19 protein-coding genes and 7 tRNA genes are annotated in these 17,314 nt (G+C 72.0%); 16 read left to right on the top strand and 10 right to left on the bottom strand.

Annotated elements, in window-relative coordinates; translation table 11 throughout:
- Positions 1–138 precede the first annotated feature (138 nt).
- Entirely contained in the window at positions 139–1,371 is a 1,233-nt protein-coding gene (cobA, locus tag ACFYX0_RS19580; protein ID WP_311699480.1) for a uroporphyrinogen-III C-methyltransferase, read from the top strand.
- 99 nt (positions 1,372–1,470) lie between these two features.
- Positions 1,471–2,289 (top strand): TrmH family RNA methyltransferase, encoded by an 819-nt coding sequence (locus ACFYX0_RS19575; protein ID WP_388971720.1) that lies wholly within the window; start codon positions 1,471–1,473, stop codon positions 2,287–2,289.
- A gap of 18 nt (positions 2,290–2,307) precedes the next feature.
- On the opposite strand, the gene ACFYX0_RS19570 is transcribed toward ACFYX0_RS19575, so the two are convergent.
- A complete protein-coding gene (locus ACFYX0_RS19570; RefSeq protein ID WP_355910184.1) occupies positions 2,308–3,615 on the bottom strand; it encodes a serine/threonine-protein kinase in 1,308 nt (435 codons plus the stop codon).
- A 604-nt stretch (positions 3,616–4,219) separates the two neighbouring features.
- On the opposite strand from ACFYX0_RS19570, the gene ACFYX0_RS19565 reads away from it, so the two are divergent.
- The 3 genes from ACFYX0_RS19565 (at position 4,220) to ACFYX0_RS19555 (ending at position 6,024) form a co-directional block, all read left to right on the top strand.
- Positions 4,220–4,426, top strand: a complete 207-nt coding sequence (locus tag ACFYX0_RS19565) for a hypothetical protein (RefSeq protein ID WP_311699478.1) — start codon at positions 4,220–4,222, stop codon at positions 4,424–4,426.
- A gap of 267 nt (positions 4,427–4,693) precedes the next feature.
- A complete protein-coding gene (locus ACFYX0_RS19560; protein ID WP_388971718.1) occupies positions 4,694–5,632 on the top strand; it encodes a phosphotransferase family protein in 939 nt (312 codons plus the stop codon).
- Between the two features lie 74 nt (positions 5,633–5,706).
- Positions 5,707–6,024, top strand: coding sequence for a zf-TFIIB domain-containing protein (locus tag ACFYX0_RS19555; protein WP_388971716.1), 318 nt, complete (start codon positions 5,707–5,709; stop codon positions 6,022–6,024).
- Positions 6,025–6,069: 45 nt separating this feature from the next.
- Here the strand turns inward: ACFYX0_RS19555 and ACFYX0_RS19550 are convergent.
- From ACFYX0_RS19550 to ACFYX0_RS19530, 5 genes are all read right to left on the bottom strand, one after another.
- Positions 6,070–6,141: transfer RNA gene (locus tag ACFYX0_RS19550), tRNA-Val, on the bottom strand.
- Between the two features lie 43 nt (positions 6,142–6,184).
- A tRNA-Val gene (locus ACFYX0_RS19545) sits at positions 6,185–6,256 on the bottom strand.
- Positions 6,257–6,284: 28 nt separating this feature from the next.
- Positions 6,285–6,356, bottom strand: a tRNA-Val gene (locus tag ACFYX0_RS19540).
- A gap of 1 nt (position 6,357) precedes the next feature.
- Positions 6,358–6,431: transfer RNA gene (locus tag ACFYX0_RS19535), tRNA-Cys, on the bottom strand.
- Positions 6,432–6,470: 39 nt separating this feature from the next.
- Positions 6,471–6,543 (bottom strand) — tRNA-Gly (locus ACFYX0_RS19530).
- A gap of 177 nt (positions 6,544–6,720) precedes the next feature.
- Between ACFYX0_RS19530 and ACFYX0_RS19525 the strand changes: the two genes are divergently transcribed.
- The 3 genes from ACFYX0_RS19525 to ACFYX0_RS19515 all read left to right on the top strand — a co-directional run bounded on the left by ACFYX0_RS19525 (position 6,721) and on the right by ACFYX0_RS19515 (position 9,593).
- Positions 6,721–7,767: a chorismate-binding protein gene (locus ACFYX0_RS19525; protein ID WP_388971714.1), complete on the top strand. Its 1,047-nt coding sequence runs from the start codon at positions 6,721–6,723 to the stop codon at positions 7,765–7,767.
- Positions 7,768–7,894: 127 nt separating this feature from the next.
- Positions 7,895–8,716, top strand: a complete 822-nt coding sequence (locus ACFYX0_RS19520) for an aminotransferase class IV (RefSeq protein ID WP_388971712.1) — start codon at positions 7,895–7,897, stop codon at positions 8,714–8,716.
- A gap of 52 nt (positions 8,717–8,768) precedes the next feature.
- Complete coding sequence (locus ACFYX0_RS19515) at positions 8,769–9,593, top strand: GNAT family N-acetyltransferase (protein WP_388971710.1); 825 nt, start codon at positions 8,769–8,771, stop codon at positions 9,591–9,593.
- 16 nt (positions 9,594–9,609) lie between these two features.
- On the opposite strand, the gene ACFYX0_RS19510 is transcribed toward ACFYX0_RS19515, so the two are convergent.
- The gene (locus tag ACFYX0_RS19510) at positions 9,610–10,134 is read right to left on the bottom strand and encodes a DsbA family protein (RefSeq protein ID WP_388971708.1); all 525 of its coding nucleotides are present in this window, start codon (positions 10,132–10,134) and stop codon (positions 9,610–9,612) included.
- Between the two features lie 237 nt (positions 10,135–10,371).
- Between ACFYX0_RS19510 and ACFYX0_RS19505 the strand changes: the two genes are divergently transcribed.
- Together ACFYX0_RS19505 and ACFYX0_RS19500 are read left to right on the top strand one after the other, a co-directional pair.
- Positions 10,372–10,812: a hypothetical protein gene (locus tag ACFYX0_RS19505; RefSeq protein ID WP_388971706.1), complete on the top strand. Its 441-nt coding sequence runs from the start codon at positions 10,372–10,374 to the stop codon at positions 10,810–10,812.
- 162 nt (positions 10,813–10,974) lie between these two features.
- Entirely contained in the window at positions 10,975–11,127 is a 153-nt protein-coding gene (locus ACFYX0_RS19500; protein WP_311699471.1) for a hypothetical protein, read from the top strand.
- Between the two features lie 128 nt (positions 11,128–11,255).
- Here the strand turns inward: ACFYX0_RS19500 and ACFYX0_RS19495 are convergent, their stop codons facing one another.
- Together ACFYX0_RS19495 and ACFYX0_RS19490 are read right to left on the bottom strand one after the other, a co-directional pair.
- Entirely contained in the window at positions 11,256–11,813 is a 558-nt protein-coding gene (locus ACFYX0_RS19495; RefSeq protein WP_388971704.1) for a CGNR zinc finger domain-containing protein, read from the bottom strand.
- Positions 11,814–12,107: 294 nt separating this feature from the next.
- Entirely contained in the window at positions 12,108–12,521 is a 414-nt protein-coding gene (locus ACFYX0_RS19490; RefSeq protein ID WP_003959770.1) for an SsgA family sporulation/cell division regulator, read from the bottom strand.
- Positions 12,522–12,712: 191 nt separating this feature from the next.
- On the opposite strand from ACFYX0_RS19490, the gene ACFYX0_RS19485 reads away from it, so the two are divergent.
- The 4 genes from ACFYX0_RS19485 to ACFYX0_RS19470 all read left to right on the top strand — a co-directional run bounded on the left by ACFYX0_RS19485 (position 12,713) and on the right by ACFYX0_RS19470 (position 14,433).
- Positions 12,713–13,150, top strand: coding sequence for a TIGR02611 family protein (locus ACFYX0_RS19485; protein ID WP_388971702.1), 438 nt, complete (start codon positions 12,713–12,715; stop codon positions 13,148–13,150).
- Positions 13,151–13,205: 55 nt separating this feature from the next.
- Positions 13,206–13,277, top strand: a tRNA-Val gene (locus tag ACFYX0_RS19480).
- Positions 13,278–13,875: 598 nt separating this feature from the next.
- The gene (locus ACFYX0_RS19475) at positions 13,876–14,322 is read left to right on the top strand and encodes an SRPBCC family protein (protein ID WP_355910075.1); all 447 of its coding nucleotides are present in this window, start codon (positions 13,876–13,878) and stop codon (positions 14,320–14,322) included.
- Between the two features lie 39 nt (positions 14,323–14,361).
- Positions 14,362–14,433 (top strand) — tRNA-Val (locus ACFYX0_RS19470).
- Positions 14,434–14,533: 100 nt separating this feature from the next.
- Here the strand turns inward: ACFYX0_RS19470 and ACFYX0_RS19465 are convergent.
- Positions 14,534–15,259, bottom strand: a complete 726-nt coding sequence (locus ACFYX0_RS19465; protein ID WP_355910078.1) for a 3'-5' exonuclease — start codon at positions 15,257–15,259, stop codon at positions 14,534–14,536.
- 169 nt (positions 15,260–15,428) lie between these two features.
- On the opposite strand from ACFYX0_RS19465, the gene ACFYX0_RS19460 reads away from it, so the two are divergent.
- Together ACFYX0_RS19460 and ACFYX0_RS19455 are read left to right on the top strand one after the other, a co-directional pair.
- On the top strand, positions 15,429–15,995 hold the full coding sequence (locus tag ACFYX0_RS19460; protein ID WP_311696071.1) for a DUF4365 domain-containing protein: 567 nt from the start codon (positions 15,429–15,431) through the stop codon (positions 15,993–15,995).
- Positions 15,992–17,218 (top strand): hypothetical protein, encoded by a 1,227-nt coding sequence (locus tag ACFYX0_RS19455; protein WP_388971700.1) that lies wholly within the window; start codon positions 15,992–15,994, stop codon positions 17,216–17,218. The genes ACFYX0_RS19460 and ACFYX0_RS19455 overlap by 4 nt, the downstream gene beginning before the upstream one ends.
- The last annotated feature ends 96 nt before the right edge of the window (positions 17,219–17,314 follow it).

The following is a 17,314-nucleotide window of genomic DNA, read 5'->3' as shown; positions in this document are numbered from 1 at the left end:
CTGTACGCGGCGACGGTGCCCCGGGCGCTGGCCCACCTGCCCCGCCCCCTCGTTCGCACCGTAAAATCCGCATGTCAGGGCCGCTGCAGAGCCGCAGAGGCATCGTCGCGCACTGTCCGCACGAGGAGCCGTATCTCCATGGCCGAACACCCCCCGTACCCCGTAGGGCTTCGCCTCCTTGGCCGTCGCGTGGTCGTCCTCGGCGGCGGCCAGGTCGCCCAGCGCCGTCTCCCGGCGCTGATCGCGGCCGGCGCGGACATCCGTCTCGTGTCCCCCGAGGCGACCCCCTCGGTCGAGGCCATGGCGGACGCGGGCGAGATCACCTGGCTCAGGCGCCCGTACCAGGACGGGGACCTGGCCGACGCCTGGTACGCCCTCATCGCGAGCAGCGACTCCGAGGCCAACGCGGCCGCCTCCGCCGAGGCGGAGCGCCACCGCGTGTGGTGCGTCCGCTCCGACGACGCCGATGCGGCCACCGCCTGGACCCCGGCGACGGGCCACAGCGAGGGCGTCACCGTCGCGGTGCTCACGACCGAGGCCAAGGGGCGCGATCCCCGGCACACCGCCGCCGTCCGTGACGCGGTCGTCGAGGGGCTGCGCGACGGCACGCTCGTCGCCCCGCACCACCGCACCCGCACCCCCGGTGTCGCACTGGTCGGCGGCGGCCCCGGCGATCCCGACCTCATCACGGTGCGCGGCCGGCGGCTGCTCGCCGAGGCTGACGTGGTCATCGCGGACCGGCTCGGCCCCCGCGACCTGCTCGCCGAACTGCCGCCGCACGTCGAGGTGATCGACGCGGCGAAGATCCCCTACGGCCGCTACATGGCCCAGGAGGCCATCAACAACGCGCTGATCGAGCATGCCCGGCAGGGCAAGTCGGTCGTCCGGCTCAAGGGCGGTGACCCCTTCGTCTTCGGCCGGGGCATGGAAGAGGTGCAGGCACTGGCCGAGGCCGGCATCGCGTGCACCGTGGTCCCGGGCATCTCCAGCTCGATCTCGGTGCCGGGCGCGGCCGGTATCCCCGTCACCCATCGCGGTGTCGCACATGAGTTCACCGTGGTCAGCGGCCATGTCGCCCCTGACGACGAGCGCTCGCTGGTCGACTGGCCGTCGCTGGCCGGGCTGACCGGCACCCTTGTGATCCTCATGGGGGTCGACAAGATAGGGAAGATCGCCGAGACGCTCGTCGCCCACGGCAAGGCGCCCGACACACCCGTCGCCCTGGTCCAGGAGGGCACCACAGCCGCTCAGCGCCGGGTCGACGCCACCCTCGCGACGGTCGCCGAGACCGTACGCGCCGAGGACGTGCGGCCGCCGGCCGTGATCGTCATCGGCCCGGTCGTGAAGGAGGGCCCGCGTCCCGACGCGTGACGCGGGTCCCCACCGACCTGTTCCAGCCGTTCGTAACCCGCGGTAACCCGGCCCGTTCCAGCCGTTGGCACCGCTCCCAGGACAAGGCAGTATCACCCTGTGGCCGATCTCATCACCGTCGAGGACCCCACCGACCCGCGGCTTCGTGACTACACGGGCCTGACCGACGTGGAGCTGCGCCGCAAGCGCGAACCCGCGGAGGGCCTGTTCATCGCCGAGGGCGAGAAGGTCATCAGACGGGCCAAGGCGGCGGGCTACGAGATGCGCTCCATGCTGCTGTCCGCGAAGTGGGTCGACGTCATGCGGGACGTCATCGACGAACTCCCGGCCCCGGTGTACGCGGTCACCCCCGAGCTGGCCGAGCAGGTCACCGGGTATCACGTGCACCGCGGCGCCCTCGCCTCCATGCAGCGCAAAGCGCTGCCGACGGCGGACGAGCTGCTGGCCACCGCGCGCCGGGTGGTGGTCATGGAGTCGGTCAACGACCACACCAACATCGGCGCGATCTTCCGCTCGGCCGCCGCTCTCGGCATGGACGCGGTCCTGCTGTCGCCCGACTGCGCCGACCCGCTCTACCGCCGCAGCGTCAAGGTCTCCATGGGCGCGGTCTTCTCCGTGCCGTACGCCCGCCTCGAGAGCTGGCCGAGGGACCTGGACACGGTGCGCGGTGCGGGCTTCAACCTGCTCGCGCTCACCCCCGACGAGAAGGCGAAGACGCTCGACGAGGTGACACCGCACAGGATGGACCGGGTCGCGCTGATGCTCGGCGCTGAGGGCGACGGCCTGTCCACCCAGGCGCTGGTCGCGGCCGACGAATGGGTCCGCATCCCCATGGCCCACGGAGTGGACTCCCTCAACGTGGGCGCGGCGGCCGCGGTGGCCTTCTACGCGGTGGCCACCGGCCGACCTCAGCTCTAGCCGGCAGCGAGCAGCCGCTCAGCCGTCCCCGTTCAGCTCGCTCCGGTACTGCTCGGCCATCGACGGCCCGGGCAGGGGAGCGTATGACCGCTCGGTGCGGACGTCCTCGCGTACGCGCCCGTCGTCCAGTCCGCGCGCCGGGCCCTGGCAGCCCTGGGCGGCCGCGATGCCCAGCGCCACCAGCAGCGTCACGACCACGAACACGAACAGCCGCTGCCGCAGCAGCCGGGGGTTGGCCGGGCGGCGGCCGGTCCCGGTGGTGCGGGGCGCCGGCCGTCCGGTCCCGCTGCGCGGTGCGGGCCGGCTGCCGGAGCGGGTCGTGTTGCGCTGCGCGGGCGTCGGGCGGACCCCGGGGCGGGAGCCGTTGCTGCGGGGCGGGGGAGTGCCGGGCCCCTGCGGACGCCGCACGGTGCGCTGCTCGGCGTACTGCTCGGCAAGGCGCCCGGTCGGGCGGTCCGGCTCGCCGCGCTGGGCGGCCGGCCGCACGTCCGTCAGACCCTGGGCCTCCCGGGCCGCGATCTCCTTGAGCCGCAGGGAGAGTTGAAGCGTACTGGGCCGCTCCTCGGGGTCCTTCGCCAGACAGGCGCGGACGAGCGGGGCGAGCGAGTCCGGCACCCCGTGCAGCTGGGGCTCCTCGTGCACCACGCGGTAGAGCATCACCTCGGAACTGCCGTGTCCGAAGGGGGAGTCGCCCGTCGCCGCGTACGCCAGCGTGGCACCCAGCGCGAACACGTCCGTGGCCGGGGTCACCGCGGCCCCGCGCACCTGCTCGGGAGCGAGGAAGCCGGGCGATCCGACGGCCGTGCCGACATGGGTGAGCGTCGAGGCGCCCGTCGCCCACGCGATGCCGAAGTCGATGATCCGCGGGCCCTTGGGGGACAGCAGGATGTTGGACGGCTTGAGATCGCGGTGGACCACCCCGGCCTCGTGCACCGCCACCAGGCCCTCGGACAGGGCGGCTCCCACGGCGGCCGCGTCGGCGGCCGTCAGCGGCCCCTCCTCGGCGACCTTGTCGTGCAGGGACGGGCCGGGCACGTACTGCGTGGCGAACCACGGACGGTCCGCCTCCAGGTCCGCGGCCACCAGGCGCGCCGTGCACCCACCACGAATCCGCCGCGCCGCCGAGACCTCACGCGCGAACCGCGACCGGAACTCCTGATCCTCCGCCAGATCCGGCCGGATCACCTTCAGCGCGACCCGCTGGCCCCGCTTGTCGGAGCCCAGATAGACGACGCCCATCCCGCCCGCGCCGAGCCGCCGGTGAAGTCTGTACGAGCCGACGACACGCGGGTCCTCACGCCTCAGGCGCATCATCGCCATGTCCATCCCCGCTGCCCGGTCCGTCTGACGAGCCACAGCTTACGTTTCCACGGCCATGTCCGCGCAGAGGCCGCGCCCTCTCGCGCCGATCGATTGTCCAAGCGGGGCACGAAAATTGAAGGTCGGTCAGGAAGAATGTGAACGGAGCCGCCGGGCACCACTCATGATCCCAACCGGCTCTCCCCGTACGGGGATTGGACCCGTGAGGGGTGACCGTGCCGGGACGGCGGTGGACGCCGGGGGACCGACGCGCAGCTACGCGCTGGTGACAAGCGGTGTGAATCACCGGGAGGCGGTCACGGTGCGCGGGGGAGGCGCGGAAGTGAGCGAAGTCACCCGGTGAGCGCCGCGAGGGCGTGCAAGCGCAGGGGTGCGCCGGGCTTCCCCTCCGGGATGACCCTGAGAGCTGGGACCGGGTCTCCACCCAGGGGAGTACGCCGCAGTTCATCGCTCATCCTTCGGGAGGCCCGGCAATCGATACGAGGGCATGACGTCCGCGGCGCGCCCGGAGCCTAGATTTGAGGTCAAGCGGCGGGTGGCGCACTCGTCCCCCGAGGTCAGACATCCGCCGCTGCCAACGACAACAGAACCACGGTCAGGGAGAGGGACCATGGCCCACACGGCACCGCGGACGCTGGTCCGCACGCGGGGACGCAGGACATACGCAGCGTTCACCACCCGCCGCACGGGCCGTCGCCACCCACTGGTGGCGACCGCGATGGTCCTCCCCCTGGCGGCCCTGCTCGTGTACGCCTTCGGCGGCTGGGAGGCAGTGGTCACACAAGCGTCGTCCGTGGGCGTGATGCTGGGGCGCTGAGCGGCGCCCCAGGCCCGGAAGAGCGGTCCGGGCGGGGACATCAACCCATGAAACCCCGTGGGGACGGGGGTGCGGCGGACGGCACAGACGCCCGCGCAGCTGGGGAGCTGCGCGGGCGTTGCTTTTTGCGGGGCCCCCGCGCCGGGGGCAGGCCGGGTGAGCGTGGCGGGAGCGGGGCGCCCACCGGAGCACCGGGCCCCCTTCGCCCCGGCCGCCCCCCCGGCCCGTACGCTCCCGGCACAGCACTCCGCACACCCCTGGGGACCCGTGAACGTACTCCTGCCCGCGCTGACCGCGACAGCGCACGCCGCGGCGCATCCCGACGGCGGGACCTGCCGCTGTGCGATCGCGGGCGCGGTCCTGGCCGAGCGTGACGACGACGCGGCCGTCGTCCGCCATGGCGACACCGTCGCCAAGGCCCACACCCCGGGCACCGGGCCCGGTGAGCTCGCCCTCCGGCTCGCCACCGCCGTCCGGCTCCCCGGGGTCCTCCTGGCGCCGCTGCGCCCGGACCCCGTCACCCTCCACGGGCGTCTCGTCACCTTCTGGCCGTACGGCACCCCGGTGGATCCCGGCGCCCCCGAGGCCGCTCCCTGGAAGGCCGCCGCCGCGCTCCTCGCCCGGCTGCACCGGGCCCCCGCGCCCGCCGGACTGCCACCCATGCGCGGCCCCGCCAAGGCCGCGCGCGCCGTCGAGCGTCTGCGCGCGGCCGGCCCCCATCCCGCCACCGAGCCCGTACTGCGGGCCTGGGCCGCGCTTCCGGCCTGGGCCCGGGCGGAGGCTCCCGCGCCGTCCGCGCGGACCCTGTGCCATGGCGATCTCCACCTCGGCCAGCTCGTCCGCCACCCCGCGGACACCGGCGGGTGGCTGCTCATCGACGTGGACGACCTCGGCGCGGGCGACCCCGCCTGGGATCTGGCCCGCCCGGCCGCCTGGTACGCCTGCGGTCTGCTCCCGCCCGACGAGTGGTCCCGTTTCCTCTCCGCGTACCGGGAGGAGGGCGGCCCGGCCGTCCCCTCCACCGGCGATCCCTGGCCGGTGCTCGACGTCCCCGCACGTGCCCTCACCGTGCAGACCGCGGCCCTGGCCGTCGCCAAGTCCGTCGCGGCGGAGCGCCCCTTGGACGAGGTGGAGCAGGCGGTCGTCGACGCCTGTGTCCGAATGGGGGCGATTCCGCCGGAATTTGCGCACGAAGGTGCCCAGTAGGCTGCAACCGACCGGCTTCGATCGGAGTCCCTATCTGGCGAAGCGGTACCGAAGTACGAGGAGTTGAGCAGAGCATGCAGTGTCCGAAGTGTCATGCGCCGATGCACACCTACAACCGCAACGGCGTCCAGATCGAGCAGTGCAGCGGCTGCCGGGGCATCTTCCTCGACTACGGTGAGCTGGAGGCGCTGACCCGTCTGGAGTCCCAGTGGACGCAGCCGGCTCCGCCGCCGCCCGCCCCGGGCGGCTACCCCGCGGCCCCCGCTCCGGGCGGCTACCCGGCGGCCCCCGCCTGGGGTGCCCCGCACGGCGGCCACGGCGGCCATGGCGGGCACGGTCACTACGGCCACCACCGCCACAAGAGCTTCGGCCACATGCTGTTCTCCAGCTGAGACCACGAAGAAGCCCCCGGCCGCGGGGCCGGGGGCTTCGGTGTGTGGACGATACTGGGATTGAACCAGTGACCTCTTCCGTGTCAGGGAAGCGCTCTCCCGCTGAGCTAATCGTCCTCGGGACCGCGACCGCTCCGGGGAGACGATCGGGGGTGCTGCGTGCGCGATACTGGGATTGAACCAGTGACCTCTTCCGTGTCAGGGAAGCGCTCTCCCGCTGAGCTAATCGCGCTGGTCGGACGCCTGTTGCCAGGGTCCAGTGGACGATACTGGGATTGAACCAGTGACCTCTTCCGTGTCAGGGAAGCGCTCTCCCGCTGAGCTAATCGTCCTTGGAGGTGGAGACGGGATTTGAACCCGTGTAGACGGCTTTGCAGGCCGTTGCCTCGCCTCTCGGCCACTCCACCAGGAGTGCAGGGGGCCGGGAAGATCCCCTGGTTCCTTCGAGCGGACGACGAGGCTCGAACTCGCGACCTCAACCTTGGCAAGGTTGCGCTCTACCAACTGAGCTACGTCCGCTTGTCTTTTCGGTCCGCTTGCGCGGCCCGGCGACGTGTTGAACTCTAGCGGATTCCCGGGCCAGTACAAAAACGCGTTTGCGCAGCGTGCTGCGGTACACCTGGGCGCGGACATGGTCAGGGCCCCGCGAGGACATCCGCGAGCCACCTTCGGGACACCCGCCATAGACTCTGCTGTGTGTCCGACCTTGCTCCTCTCGCGCGTTTCGGTGACCGCGTCGCCACCGGTCTCCGCGATGTCACCAGTGATCCCGCGGCCCTGGACTCCACCGGATTCTGGGCCGTCTGCGCGGACTACGAGGGGCGGCTGACCTGCGCCCGCTTCACGGACGTACGGCACGAGCCGGTGCCCGCTCCCAGGCCGGGGGGATGGCGGGGTCCGGCGGTCGGTGACTGGACGTCCTCGCTCGACCGCGCCTCGTACACGACCGGGGTGCGCCGGATCCGCGAGCACATCGCGACCGGAGAGGTGTATCAGGTGAATCTCTGCCGTGTGCTCTCCGCGCCGATCGCGCCCGACGCCGATGTGGACGCGCTGACCTCCGTGCTGTCCCGGGGCAACCCGGCACCGTATGCAGGAACGATTCGCCTGCCGCGTCACGGAGTGGAGACGGCCACGGCCTCGCCCGAGCTGTTTCTGCGCCGCGAGGGCCGCTCCGTGTCCTCCGGCCCGATCAAGGGCACCGCGCGGACGGAGGCGGAACTCCTGGACAAGGACTACGCCGAGAACGTGATGATCGTGGACCTGGTGCGCAACGACCTCGGGCGCGTCTGCACCACGGGCAGCGTCACCGTCCCCGATCTGTGCGCCGTCGAGAAGCATCCCGGCCTGGTCCATCTCGTCTCCACCGTCCGCGGTGAGCTGCGCGCGGACGCGGGCTGGCCGGAACTGCTCGCCGCCACGTTCCCGGCCGGGTCGATCACCGGCGCCCCCAAGTCCAGTGCCCTGCGGATCATCGACGCCCTGGAGACCGCCCCCCGCGGCCCCTACTGCGGCGGCATCGGCTGGGTCGACGCGGACCGGGGCGTGGGCGAGCTCGCCGTCGGCATCCGTACCTTCTGGATCGACCGGACCGCCGGGGACGCCCCCGTGCTGCGCTTCGGCGCGGGCGCGGGCATCACCTGGGGCTCCGACCCCGAGGGGGAGTGGCACGAGACCGAACTGAAGGCCGCCAGGCTGCTCGCGGTAGCGTCGGGGCACTACGAGGACACGGGACCGGCATGAGCCGGCTCCAGTGCCGTGCCCATCCGGGGGACGGCACTTCCGTGCGCGGCGTGGTCGTGGGCCGGACACCCGGCCGCCCCCGAGCGTCACAGGACGCTTCCGTCACCATCTTGCGAGGTAAAGACCAGTGAAGCTCTGGCTCGACGGCGGGCTGCAGGACATCGACGCCGCCCGCGTCTCCGTCTTCGACCACGGACTGACCGTCGGCGACGGCATCTTCGAGACCGTCAAGGCCGCCGACGGCCGGCCGTTCGCCCTGACCCGCCACCTCGACCGGCTCACCCGGTCGGCCCGCGGGCTCGGCCTTCCCGACCCCGACGTCGACGAGGTCCGCCGCGCCTGCGCCGCCGTCCTCGAGGCCAACCCGATGCCGCTCGGGCGTCTGCGCATCACCTACACCGGCGGTCACGGCCCGCTCGGCTCCGACCGCGGCGACCGGGGTCCGACCCTCGTCGTCGCCCTCGGCGAGAGCACCCGGCGTCCCGACTCCACCGCCGTGATCACCGTGCCGTGGACCCGCAACGAACGCGGCGCGGTGGCCGGTCTCAAGACCACCTCGTACGCCGAGAACGTCGTCGCCCTCGCCCGGGCCTCCGAACAGGGCGCCTCCGAGGCGCTGTTCGCCAACACCGTCGGACAGCTCTGCGAGGGCACCGGGTCGAACGTCTTCGTCGTCCTCGACGGCGAGATCCACACCCCGCCGCTCGCCTCGGGCTGCCTCGCGGGCATCACCCGCGCGCTCACCGTCGAGTGGGTCGGCGCCAAGGAGACCGAACTGCCGCTGGACGTGCTGGAGCGCGCGGACGAGATCTTCCTGACCTCCACGCTGCGGGACATCCAGGCCGTGCACCGGGTGGACGGCCGCGCACTGCCGGGCGCGCCGGGACCGGTGACCGCCAAGGCCATGCGGATCTTCACCGAGCGGTCCGGGGACGACCTGGATCCGTGAGTCCCGGGAAACCGGGCTGACAGGGGTCGCCGTCGCGGGTAGAACAGCCGTGATGACGACGACCCTGCGGCCGGTCGAGCCGCTTCAGCACCGTGCCGACGGGACGCGTTCGCGTCGCTACCAGGTGTGCGTGAACGGCCGCCCCGTCGGCGCGATACACCTCGGCACCTCCCCCTCCCTCGGCGGCTGGCTGGCCCGCATCATCCAGCTGCGGATCGAGGAGCCCGACCGCCGGCGGGGCCGGGGCACCGTGGCCGCGCTCGCCGCGGAGGAGGTGGCGCGCGCCTGGGGCTGCCGGCAGATCGAGACCGTCGTCCCGGCCGGGGCCGAGGCGGCGCTGCGGCTCGCCGGGGTGCTCGGCTACGTCCCGCGCAACCGCGGCATGGAGAAGCGGCTCGGCGCCGCCCCGCCCCCGCTCCCGGCCGGCAGCCGCGCACGCCCCATGACCGAGGCGGAGTTCGCGGCCTGGAACGCGCATGAGTGGGAGCACTACGCCCGCACCTGGATCGAACGGGGCGTGCCCGAGGCCGAGGCGTACGCCAAGGCCCGGCGGGACCACGATCAGCTGCTGCCGCAGGGCATGGGCACCGAGAACATGACGTTCAGCGTGCTGGAGCACGAGGGCACACGCGTGGGCGTCCTGTGGCTGGCGGTGCGGGAGGACAAGGCGTTCGTCTACGACGTCGAGGCCGACGAGGCCCATCGCGGGCGGGGACACGGCCGGACGCTGATGCTCCTGGCGGAGGCTCAGGCGCTCACCGCCGGCCGGCGGGTCCTCGGACTGAACGTGTTCGCGGGCAACACCCCGGCCGAACGCCTCTATGAGTCGCTCGGCTACGAGACGACGCAGTACGCGCTGTACAAGCCCTTGTTGTAGGGCCCGCGCCGCCGGATCAGGCCCCCTGCTCGGCCAGCAGCCGGTCCACGATCTCCTCGATACGCAGGCGCAGCCCCTCCTGGCTCTTGCCGCCGTCCAAGCGCTCGCCGCCGACGACGTAGGTCGGGGTGCCGGTCACACCGATCGCCTTGCCCTCGGCCTGGTCGGCGTCGACGATCAGGATGTGCCGCCCGTCGATCAGAGCGGTGTCGAACTCCTCGGCGTCCAGCCCGAGTTCGCGGGCCACCTCGACGAGGAACTCCTCCCCCTTCCGGTCCAGCTCCTCGACCCGGCCGAGCACGGCCTCGACGTAGGGCCAGCCCTGCCCCTGCTCCAGCGCCTCCTCGGCGGCCTGCGCGGCGGCGAAGGCGTGCCGGTGCTTCTCCAGCGGGAAGTGCCGCAGCCGCAGCTCCAGCCGGTCGCCGTAGCGGGCGCGCAGCGCGCGGAGGTCGTCGAGGGCGCTGCGGCAGTCGGGGCACTGGAGTTCGCACCAGACATCGAGGACGGGTGCGGCGGCGGATTCGGGGAAGGAGTCGCTCATGGTCACCAGTTTCCCAGCCCCGGGGACGGTCCCCAAACGGGACGGCCGGGCCCGGGCCCCGGGCCGGGGTGGAGACGGTGGTGGGGCGCGTGCGGTCAGGGGTGGAGACGCGTCCGCGCCCTGAGGAGGAGCCGACCCGGAGATCTCCCTGAGGTCCGCTCCGACCGTGGCCACGTGGGCACCGGGCGGTGCAGGATGGAAGGGAGGAACCCCACCGAGCTCTGCCTGGAGGACCGGATGATCGCCGAGACAGTCTGTTCCGCCGTCTCTGCGGCCGGCCTGGGCGTCGCAGCCGTCACGGCCTACCGCAAGCGCTTCCTCTCCGCCGCGCGCATCGCCGCCTACTCGCTGGTGCCCGTCGGCCTGGTCATGACGGGACTGGTCGGCTGGCTGGCCCACACCGCGTTCAGCCCCGTGGCCTGGGCCGGATTCGTCGTCCTCGGCGTCGCCTGGCTCCTCTTCCTGACGACCCGCGCCGTGGAGCGACGCGGCGGTGGGCACAAGGAGCGCAGGGCGGCCCGGGGCGCGCGGCGCGAGGCGGTCGCCCCCTCCTCCTCCGAGCCCGCCCTCGGCCCCGGGACCCGCCCGGCGGCCCGGCCCGCGAACGGCCCCCGGAGGAGCGACTCCGCCGACGACTTCAGCGACATCGAGGACATCCTCAAGAAGCACGGCATCTGAGGGATTGAAACGACACAGTGGTCGGACGGTGAGCCCTCGACGATCACGAGGGACCATGTGGAGATCAACTTCGGTCCCGTGTCGCAGAAATTGGCGAACTCACTGACATTGCGAGCGTGTTGATCGCGAAGCGCGCGTGGGCTGCGTCATCATCGCCGCGAGATGCTGGACAGAACCCAGAGCGACACCGGCGTGCCTTCCGAGGAACGCCGGGGTTGTCTCTTCGCGCTTTCCCAGCCACCGCTGATGATCTTCCTAGCGGTGATCGGCTGCCTGCTGCTCATGGCATCGCTGCACGACCTGCTGCTGCTCTGAGCCGTATGCGGAGCCCCTGGCGCCACCCGCCGAGGGCTCCGTCAGCCCGCCGCGGGGACGCGCCGAAGGGGTCCGGGTTCAGCCATGTCCGCGCTCACGGAACGTAGCGGAGTGGGCCGGGCCTCGACTCAGCCCGCAGCCTCCTTGCGGCGCGCCCGGTAGGCCGCCACGTGGAGGCGGTTTCCGCAGGTGCGGCTGTCGCAGTAGCGGCGGGAGCGGTTGCGGGAGAGGTCGACGAAGGCGCGCCGGCAGTCGGGCGCCTCGCAGTGGCGCAGCCGCTCCTGCTCCCCGGCCACCACGAAGAACGCCAGCGCCATCCCGCAGTCCGCGGCGATGTGGTCGGCGACGGAGGCACCGGGCGCGAAGTAGTGCACATGCCAGTCGTAGTGGTCGTGATCGGTGAGCTGGGGCGTGGTGCCGGCGGACGCCACCAGTTCGTTGATCAGTCCGGCCGCGGTCCGGGCGTCGGGCGCGGCGAAGATCGTGGCGAGCCGCCCGCGGATCCGGCGCACCGCCGCGAGGTCGAAGTCCGACAGCACCCCGACATCGCTCAGATCGTGCTCGCGCGCGAAGCGGTCGAGGGTGGCGACATCCGGAAGCCCCTCCGGCTCGTCGCCCTCGGGTGTGGTGTTCACCAGATCCACCACAAGGTCGAGCGCGCACCGGGTGTCGTGGGTGATCAGCACGAGTCGCTCCCTGGCCTGAAGGTCGGGCGGACGCCCGCCGATGCTGGCCGAGCCTAGCGGCTCAGAGCCGCCGTGGGGCTGTCACGCACCAAGCCATGACGCCGGTCGAACACCTTGACGCTCCGCGGGGCGGGTGCGCCACGGTGCAGAGCCGGATGCTCACTTTGTGTGCACACGCCTGGGCGCCGCCTCCGCGAGGGCTCGCGGTGACGGCGCCCAGGTGTGCCGTATGCGGTTGTCCCGGCCCGAGCCGTCTCCCCGAGTGGACGGCGCCGGGCGACTACGGGTGGTGCGCTAGCTCTCCGCCAGGATGTGGGAGAGCTCGGTGTCGAGATCGAAGTGGCGGTGCTCCGTGCCCGGCGGCACGGCTGCGTCCGTCCGCTTCAGGAACGACTCCAGGGCCCGCGCCGGGGCCTCGAGCAGAGCCTCACCCTCCGGGGAGCTCAGGGCGATGCATACGACGCCCTGACCGTGGCTACGGGACGGCCAGACGCGGACGTCGCCGGTCCCGGTGGGCCGGTGCAGGCCCTCAGCGAGGAGGTCGCGGGCGAACACCCACTCGACGGTCTCCTCGGCTCCGGTATGGAAGGTGGCGTGCACGGCATAGGGATCGGCCGTGTCATACCGCAGTCCTGCGGGAACAGGCAGTGAGGACTCGCTCGACACAACGAGGCGCAGGTGCAGCTCGCAGCTGACCGTGGTGTTCATAAGCGCCAGGGCCTTTCGCTCAGTGTGCGCTCGGGGATTCGCACGTCGGCGAAATCGACATGCCACCTACGGTGCCGTTGTAAACCCCTCTGAGTGTTTTGCTTCTCTTTACGTACCTCGTCCGGCCGAGACACTCTTCGACCGTTACGTCCATTCCGGTGACCGGTTTCTCTCCGGTAGGGTTTGGTCGTATGAATACGGGGAGTGACGAGCCGGGGAAGAGTGTCGTGTCCGAGGAGCGACCGAAGCCCCGGCGGGCCCTGGGATCCCGGGCGCCGGAATTCATCCGTGAGCGACGGGTCCTGCATCTGAGCTGGCAGGTGGGCGTTTTCGTGGCCGGCCTGGCGGTGGTCGCCGCGGGCGTGATCATGCTGCCGCTGCCCGGGCCGGGCTGGCTGGTGATCTTCGCGGGCCTGGCGCTCTGGGCGACGGAGTTCGTCTGGGCCCAGCTGGTGCTGCGCTGGACCAGGTGGAAGGTCACCGAGGCGGCCCAGCGGGCACTCGACCCCAGGGTGCGTCGGCGGAACATCGCTCTGACGACGACGGGCGTGGTGATCGCCGCGGCCCTCGCCGGGGTCTACGTATGGAAGTTCGGCATCGTGGCGCCGTGGGGCATCCCGGAGGAGTGATCCGGTCCTTGGTCGGAGGCACCCTCTGACATGGGGTAATGTTCTTCCTGCGCCCGGGCGATTAGCTCAGCGGGAGAGCGCTTCGTTCACACCGAAGAGGTCACTGGTTCGATCCCAGTATCGCCCACATCACCGAGGGTGGTGGGTGCTCGCGGAAACGCGAGCACCCACCACCCTCGTCGTAATGTGCCCCTCCGGGCATGTGTCGGCAAGCGCTTTCCCGAATCGATTCACACCTGCCGGAGCGCATCCGCGCCGGAAACGGTCAGGATCCGCCGCGTCCTGTCGGCGTCGACGTACGCGAAGAGGATTCAGTCAGTCCGGTTCAACCCCTTCCGATCGACTGCCTGCGATCGACCGGTCCGAATCAATCGGTCCGGATCGTTCGTTAGCCAGAGCTCTTCGAAAAGAAGTCCCCGGAGATCGAGAGGAACGCGGACTTCCGGTATTGCGCGGACTTTTGGGAGAAGCCCTGGACCGGGCGGCCGGCGGAAATGTGCGGACGTATTCCACAACGCCCTCGGATTTACCGGGAGTACGACGGAAGAGGCGTGCCATCCGGCCTCAAGTCCCAGGTGCGCGCCGGGAATTCGACGAAGGTCCGTGCCGTGGAGCGCCGCCGCACGGGCGACGGCGCTCGCACCCGCCAGTGTGGTCCGCCGCACCGCGTACGGCATGAGTACGCCTACTCAGATACCGGGGGAACTCCCGGGCAGACTCTGCGCATGGACCCGAACCACTACCGCTTCCGCAGCCTGTGGCCGCTGCCTGCGCCCCCCGCCGCCGTGTACGCGGTCCTGGAGCGGGCCGAGGAGTACCCGACATGGTGGCGTCAGGTGCGAGAGGTGATCCGGCTCGACGACACCACCGACATCGTCCGGGTCCGCTCGCTGCTGCCGTACGACATCACCTTCACCGCGCGCGAGGCGCGGCGCGATCCGGCGGCCGGGGTCCTCGAGGCCGCGCTCTCCGGCGATCTCGAGGGCTGGGCGCGCTGGACGATCACCGCGACCGCCTCCGGCACCCTCGTCCGCTACGACCAGGAGGTCGAGGTCACCAAGCCGTTGCTCAGGCGCTGGGCCGTGCCCGGGCGGCCCGTCTTCCGCGTGAACCACCGGCTCATGATGCGGGCGGGGCGCAGGGGACTGCTCGCGCACCTCCGAACGGTTTGAACGAACCGGCCCCGGACCTGTATTGTTCACTGCGTTCCCGGGCGATTAGCTCAGTGGGAGAGCGCTTCGTTCACACCGAAGAGGTCACTGGTTCGAACCCAGTATCGCCCACCCGGAGGAGACCGGTCCGTCACAGACGGACCGGTTTTTTCGTGTGCCGAGGTGCTGGGACGCCGGGGAGCCGGGACGGACCCCACCCCGTGGGCCCGGGTCAGGCGGCCGCCGGCAGCTCCGGGCGCAGCGGCCAGGCCGTGTCCACCACCTCGTCCGAGCCGCTGCGCGCGAACCAGGCCTGCAGTCCCCGTGCCTGCGCCGCATGCCACCCCGTCTGGAGGGTGTGCAGCTCGACCGGTGTCAGCCGCTCCAGACGGGTCGCGTAACGTCGCCCCACCGCCCGTACGACCTCCAGCGCGGCCAGCGCGTCCGCCGCCGCGTCGTGCGCTCCCTCCAGGACGACGCCGTAGTGCGCGCACAGATCGGTGAGGGTGCGGCGGCCCTTGCGGTAGCGGTCCAGATGCTTGTCGAGGACCCGCGGGTCGAGCACGCAGAGCGGCTGCGACGCGAACCAGCGGTCCAGCGAGGAGGCGCGGTGGCGGCGCAACTCCCGGTCCAGAAGCGTCAGATCGAACGGCGCGTTCATCACCACCAGCGGCCGTCCCAGCGCGGCCTGTTCGCCCAGCTCCCTGGCTATCTCCTCCATCACCGGCGACGGCCAGCGGCCGTTGCGCTGCAGATGTTCCTCCGTCAGCCCGTGCACCGCCGTCGCCTCCGCGGGCACCGGCACACCCGGGTTCACCAGCCACCGGCACACCCTCGGTCGGGTGCCCGGTGCGTCCTGGACGGCGACGGCGGCCGACACGATTCGGTCGGTCTCGACGTCCACGCCCGTGGTCTCCGTGTCGAACGCGGCCAAGGGGCCCTCGTACCAGCACGCCATACGAACTCAACTCCTTGTTCACCTTCGGCAGTTGACGTACCGTCTTCTGCCCGTTTGGTGATACCCGGGCTGTTTGCGTCGTACGCCGGAAGGACACAACAGGAGTACGGGTCTTTGCAGTTCAGCGGGCCCGTCACGGGGATCGATCCGACGGGGAAGGCTGTTGGTCATGGCGATAGCGCAGCCCGAGCGGGGCGGGCTGCTGCCCGAACGCACGGGCCCCCTTCGCGGCACACTCGCCACCACCGCCTGCATGGAGACATTGCAGGTGGGATATCTGCACGCGGTCGCCGCCGCGGCCGGCTGCTCGCTGTCCCAGCCCTTTCCGGACAACGGCATCGACTGGCACGTCAGCCACAGCGCCCCCGGTCACACCGTCGACGACGAGGTCACCATCAAGGTGCAGCTCAAGGCCACCTACCAGATCCCGCCGAACCCGCCCGGCCGTTTCTTCTCCTTCACGCTCGACAACGAGCACCTGGCGAAGCTGGCCCGCACCCCCGTCTCCGTGCACAAGATCCTCGTCGTGATGATCGTGCCCCGGTCCCAGGAGCAGTGGCTGCGGGCCGGCCACGACCGCCTCGACCTGCGGCACTGCTGCTACTGGATCAATCTGGCCGGACACCCGATCACAGGCCGGCACCGCACCACCGTGCGCATCCCCACCGCGCGCATCTTCGACGACCGTGCCCTGTGCGAGATCATGACCCGGGTCGGAACGGGAGGCAGACCGTGACCCACCGTCCCCTCGACGAGCCACTCCGCGCCGTGCGACCACACCCGGCGGAGCAGCCGTGGAACCAGCCGCCCGCCCCGGACCAGGTCGATCCCGCCGTGCTCGGCGCCCTCCTGCACCGGCACGGCTGGCAGCGCCGCGGCGGCGCCCCCGGACGCTACGGCCGGTGGACCCCGCCCGGGCCGGGCAGCGGAGGAACCAGCCTGCTGGTGCCGGAGAGCCGGGCCTTCCCCGACAGCGACGACCTGCTCGGCGAGGCCCTTGTCGCCCTCTCCCGCAGCGGCTCGCCCTCCGCCCGTGACGTGCTGGTCGGACTCTCCGTGCCCAGCGACGAGATCCACTGGTGGCGCGACGTGCCCACGGGGCCCGTGGGCGCCGCGTCCTGGGCCGTGGAGGACGAGCTGCGGTCCGCCGCCCGGGGGATGCTGCTGGCCGGCGCGCTCGCCACCCGCGCGCGTGCGGGCTACTACGGCGCCCGGCACCGCAGGCCCGCCGTCGCCTCCCTGGACGACGTGCTGGTCGGCGCCGCCCCCGGCGGTCGCAGGCTCACCGCCTTCGTGCCCGTCGCCACCGGCCGGCCGCTCGCCGTACGTCTGCACCAGGCGCTCTACGCGGCCCGGGAGGCCGTCGACTACCAGCGCGCCACCGGCGGCATGGACGCCTTCGACGCCGCCGTCGAGGCGGGCGTGAGCCGTGAGCTGACCGAGGCTCTGGTGGCCCTCGTGCGCGGCTCCGAGGGTGCCCGTATCGCCGTCGAGTGGGCACCTGCCGTCGGCGTGCCCGAGGGCGGTGCGACGCCCGTCGAGCCGGTCGAGTTCTCGCCGGGCGACCTGCCCGTGCTGCGCGAGGCCGGGGCCCGCTATCTGCGCGAGGAGCCGTCCGTCCCGGTGCGGATCACCGGTACCGTCGTCCGGCTGCGCCGGTCGGCGCCGGGCGGCGAGGGCACGGTCCGGCTGCGCGTCATCGCCGGGGCCGAGGTGCCGCACGTACGGATGACCCTGGACGAGGAGGCGTACCGGACGGCGGGCCACGCCCATCTCGCCGGGCTGCCGGTGCGGGTGCACGGGCGGCTGGAGAGCCGCGGCGGCTTCCGGCGTCTGGCGGACGCGTCCGGAGTGGCCCCGGTGCGGGTGGACGAGGCCGAGCGGGACCGGCTGATGAAGTCGCTCCAGGAGAACGCGAAGGACACGGACTTCTTCGAGGAGGCGTGCGAGGAGGACTGACCGCGACCGTTTCGCGGTGGGCGGCCGTGGGTCGGTACGATCCCAGTCATGCGCGCGCTCCAGGTATGGCGCCGCATCCGCCAGCAGTCAGGAGAG

This window comes from Streptomyces sp. NPDC002573 (assembly GCF_042889625.1).
In the GTDB taxonomy this organism is placed as follows: domain Bacteria; phylum Actinomycetota; class Actinomycetes; order Streptomycetales; family Streptomycetaceae; genus Streptomyces; species Streptomyces gibsoniae.
Note: the sequence above shows the minus strand (reverse complement) of the source record. Positions and strands in the feature narration are given on the sequence as shown.